3 protein-coding genes are annotated in these 3,008 nt (G+C 49.1%); all 3 read right to left on the bottom strand.

What is annotated here, in order from left to right:
- The coding region (locus LG003_RS22625; protein ID WP_262981716.1) for a DUF3396 domain-containing protein at nucleotides 1-806 on the bottom strand (806 nt) is incomplete at its 3' end.
- Between the two features lie 15 nt (nucleotides 807-821).
- Nucleotides 822-2,180, bottom strand: coding sequence for a VRR-NUC domain-containing protein (locus tag LG003_RS22620; protein ID WP_262981715.1), 1,359 nt, complete (start codon nucleotides 2,178-2,180; stop codon nucleotides 822-824).
- A 2-nt stretch (nucleotides 2,181-2,182) separates the two neighbouring features.
- A partial coding sequence (locus tag LG003_RS22615) for a bacteriophage T4 gp5 trimerisation domain-containing protein (protein ID WP_449301341.1) occupies nucleotides 2,183-3,008 on the bottom strand: 826 nt, incomplete at its 5' end.

Here is a 3,008-nt window from a genome sequence, read left to right as displayed (position 1 = left end):
GTTAAGTCCGGGTATTGACCTGCCCGGATCATCAGACCATTGGAGTAAGGCGTAATCACCACATCCGGGTAGAGGTGGCGGGCCAGCATATGACGTATCCAGAATTCCCCCCCTAACCGTTCTACAAAGCGTTTGGACAGCAAGGTGATCCAGTTAATGCCACGGATAGAATGTCCATACTGTAATACCGCAGTATGAACCGCAGAATTGACTTGCAGGGAGGGATAACGTTGCGCTAGCTGGTATTCTAAGGGAAAGTAGTCATGGTAATCTCTGGGGATGACTAGGCCGTAGCCACAGTCCCCACTGTCCGGTTCGAGTTGTTCACACAGAAAGTCCAGCCAGGCCATAAACTGGGTCATGCCCTCTTGCCCTTTTAGATAATCCCAAGGCAGTGTCAGGCTTAGGTAAGAGCTACCATCATCACCATCAATTTCTCGGGAATCCAGATAACGCATCAGATAGCGAGGGGCTTCATAGAGATTTTTGGCGTCACTGACTACCCAACTAGAAAGCTGGTTTTTTTTCTGATTCAGAATGCCTTCTTCCACTTTGGTAATATTTTCCGGTGAATATTTTTTTAATCCCTTCAGTGAATGACGATGAAAACGCAGGTGAGGGCCAAACTCTTCGCGAAAGCGCCGGTAGCAGGCCAGAATGCGTTGTTTTTTCTCCTGGGTGTAGCCTTGTTTAAAAAACAGGGTAATTGAGAGACCCAGACGGGAAACAGTCAGCCCATCGGCATTGAGAAAAAGAAAAGAGGTCAGTTGTGATCTCAGTTGGGCAAAGTAATCTGAAATTTCCATCATTTTCTCCATTAATTATGAGGCAATGGCGAATGTCACACTCGCCAATATTGCCAGGACGGCGGCTAATGCTGCGGCACTGGCTGCTACTGCGGCAGCTAAAATTTCCACCAGTGCAATCAGTGCAGCAGCGACGGCAAGGGTGACCAGGACAATAACGGCAATACCGGCAATAATCACCACCATTTCCAGCATGCCTTCACCCACCTCTTTTAATATCTGCATCCAGCTAATGTTTTTTAGCTCTTCCAGGGTGATATCTGAACCCTGTTGCACAATCTGCCACCGGGCTTTTATCTCACTCTCCGTCCAGGTCACGATTTTCCCCGTTTGTTCATTAACCCAGGAAAAAGCGTAGCTGACCTGATGGCTTATCGGGTCAATAACCTCGTTACACACCCATTTGCCAGCCTCATTGAACCAGATACCAAACTGGGCAAGAAGCTCCCGGGTACTGTCGCGGACATAATTCAACCCATTTTCAGCCAGACCCGCCACCTCCTGCCCAAGGACAACCCAGTCTTCATAGCTGGGTAAAAACGACCAGCGGGAAGTGCTGAGCAGCGGTGGATTTTTTGTCAGGGGTTGCGGAATGGTCCCCGGTACACCCTCTACGGGAGTGGTGGGTAAAGCTTCATCATCAGGAGACGAACCCGGTGGCAACGGGGCCAGTGGGATGGGGTTTTTATAGTGTTGGGAGCCGGGTTGATAATGTTTTCGCCACGCTTCATCGTACTGCTTTTGCTCCTCAGTGCGATTATCCATGACACGCATCACCCCAAAGCGTTTTTCTGTCGCAATCTGGATATAATCTTTTTCTTGATCGTCAGAGAGATCATCTCCCGGAAATTTCACCTCAATCAACATCTTTAGATTATCAGGGTGCACAGAACCATCGAAGTAGGTGGCATTTCTGCCCGGCCAGCGAAGAGCCTCATCTTTAACCAGAATAATATCGGGCCGACGGATACTAACAACACCAAATTTCTCCGCGTCTTCAGCAGAAGGTCGGGCAAACGGATTACTGGACTGCGGCAAATTACCACCATAACGCTGTTTAGAGTCTTGGCTAGTCGCCAGCATGGGTAAGGGGACATCTTGCTCTCCTCTGATAGCAAACACCACTTCCGCTTTATAGGGCCACAGGAAGTCATGTTTAAGTTCCTCAACCTTAATCAACCCACTCATAATGACTTGATTAAGAAAGCGAATAGCCCCCAGTTTGGTGATAATCATTGCCGGCAGGCGCAGGGCATATTCGGCTTTTCTCGCCAGATAACAGGGATCTTCATCAGCAGGAAAGACACCTATTTCCATCGTACAGGTGATTGATGTGACAGCCGGGCACATCTTGCCGTTGTTGGATATTGCCATACTTATTCCTCCGTAAATTCCATAACATGCTCTACCGGTGTGTTATCACTGGCCTGATATAAGGTTTGCTTCGGTTTAGGTGGGTTTTCTGGTGAACTCAGTTGCAGATTTTCTTCTGCCGCACTCTGTACGGTCATCGTTCTGCCCAACGCGTCAGTTTTACCCGGGATGACCTGACCATCGCCAGTGGTAATGGTGTAGGGGACATCCACCAACGGCTTATCGCTTTGCTCGCTGAGCAGGGTATAGCGGGCGGAGTAGTCAAACAGCGCATCGGCGGATTTTCTTCCGGTAACATGGTCAGTCATGGTGATGCTGACCCCTTCGATACGGATATTGCCCATTGGGTCAATGACTATCTGCCCGCCTGCGTTCCCAATGGTGATTTGTCCGCTTTCAGAGTGCACCGTGATATGTTTACCCACAGTGATTTGCTGGTTATCGGTGATGTTCAGTTGATGACTTTTACCAATAGAAAGGGCTTGCTGACCTTTAACGGTCACCGTTTGATTTTGACCGACTTCAAGCGTCTGAAAGCCCTGCACGGCTTCATCATCATCGTTTTTAATTATCGCCGTGCGGTTATGCGCCACTTCTGTTTTCTGGTCATTACCTATCTGCGTGGTGTTATCCCAGAGAATCTGCATGTTCATATCCCGTTGAGCATGAATAAACACTTCCTCGCTTCCTTTGTCATCCTCAAAGCGCAGTTCATTAAATCCCTGTCCCCGGTGAGTCCGGGTTTTAAAGGTGGTACGGGTTTTCTCCCGCGGTAAATCAAGCGGCGGCCGGTTGAGGCCATTGTAGGTACACCCCGTCACAATCGGG

The organism is Photorhabdus kleinii (genome assembly GCF_025384885.1).
GTDB classification, from domain to species: Bacteria; Pseudomonadota; Gammaproteobacteria; order Enterobacterales; family Enterobacteriaceae; genus Photorhabdus; species Photorhabdus kayaii.
This window is presented reverse-complemented; position numbering and strand designations above follow the sequence as displayed.

Coding starts and splice junctions, on each gene's coding strand:
- LG003_RS22620 (WP_262981715.1), bottom strand. CDS start 2,180: ATGGCAATATCCAACAACGGCAAGATGTGCCCGGCTGTCACATCAATC.